Source organism: Streptomyces sp. NPDC001068, assembly GCF_042897315.1.
Taxonomy (GTDB): Bacteria; Actinomycetota; Actinomycetes; order Streptomycetales; family Streptomycetaceae; genus Streptomyces.
The window spans coordinates 1-1,401 of sequence record NZ_JBIAYD010000041.1 but is presented as its reverse complement, the minus strand read 5'-3'; the positions used below and the strand labels follow the sequence as shown (position 1 = coordinate 1,401).

The 1,401-nt window shown below is 67.0% G+C and carries 1 protein-coding gene; it reads left to right on the top strand.

Annotation, left to right across the window (positions count from 1 at the left end):
• Nucleotides 1-29: 29 nt before the first annotated feature.
• Nucleotides 30-1,401: hypothetical protein (locus ACFY3I_RS43560; protein ID WP_390866493.1), on the top strand; the 1,372-nt coding region annotated here is incomplete at its 3' end.

Sequence of the window (1,401 nt, the reverse complement as noted above, 5' to 3'; positions counted from 1 at the left end):
TGACTGAGGAGCCTTGGTACAACCCGATCGTGGTGTTCATTTCGGGTATGTCTGTTCCGTTGGGGTCGTCGGAGCGGATGCGTAGCGAGGTGCAGGTTCCTCATCAGGAGCTGGTGAAGTTCCTTGACGGGTTTGAGAATCTGGTCGCGCAGGTGGCGGGGGGTACGGCGCAGGGGGCCAGTGGTGAGTGGCCGCGGGCGTATGTGGAGGCGATGAGGACGTTCCTGTCGGGGGGTGGGGCGGATTACATCACGGGGCTGAAGGAGGCGGCGGCGCAGCTGGCGGATGGTGCGGGGGAGTTCGCGTATCAGCTGGACTACACGAATCTGATGATCGTGTTGCAGGTGATGGCGTTCCTGGTGGAGTGGGCGATCACGTTGATCATGTGGTCGTGGAATCCGATCGGGGCGGCGATCGAGCAGGCTTTCCTGGAGCAGTTGTTCAAGGTGTTGTTCGGGACGACGTTGCGGCGGTTCCTGACGCATGCGGCGATGACGATGGTGACGAACCTGGCGTTGTCGACGGCGTTGGACGGGCTGGCGCGGTGGATCCTGGCGTTGAACGGGGAGCACACCTCGCAGGGTGATCAGTACCGCAGGGGTGCGGTGTTGTCGGGTGCGGTGCAGGGTGCGTTCGGTGCGGCGGTGCCGCTGCTGACGGGGCCGATCAAGAAGCTGATCTCCAAGGGGTTCACCCCGGCCGCGGTCAAGGCGATGCAGGAGTCGATCGAGAACGCGCTGACGCACCCGGGTGCCGCGGCTCCGGTGAAGTCGGCGGGTTCGGACGTGGCGAAGTCGGCGGGTTCGGGTGTCAAGGACCTGGGTGTCAAGGACCTGGACGTGCTGTCGGGCGGGGTCAGGGATCTGGCGGGTCTGGGGGGTTCGTTTCCGGCGAAGCTGTCGGGGCTGGTGGTGCCGATGCGTCTCGCGCTGACCCACGACGTGGTGCCGGCCAAGAACCTGAACGCGTTCCGCAGCGCGGTGGGCCGGGAGTTCGAGTCCGCGTTCGGTGATCATCTGGGCGCGGACGCGGCACGGGAGATGGGCGTGGAGTGGGCGTCGGCGTTCCTCGCGCACGCCGCCGGCGGGAAGAACCTGGCCCCGGCGCTGAGGGCGGCGCTGGAGCCGGTGGAGCGCCTGGGCGGCGGGTTCGCCCCGCTGCGCACCGCGCTGTCGGACAAGGTGGCGGCCGCGATGCCCTCGTGGTGGAAGGAGAAGCCGCCGCACCTGCTGGTCGACACCGCGTTCTCCGCCGGCTACCAGAACCTGTCCGAGGGCGTCGTCAACTACATCGAACAGGGCAAGTTCACCACCAGCAAGGAAACCACCATCGGCGCGACCGGCGGCGAACTCCTCGGCCACGCCAAACACCCCGTCCTCGCCGGCATCCACACCACCATCA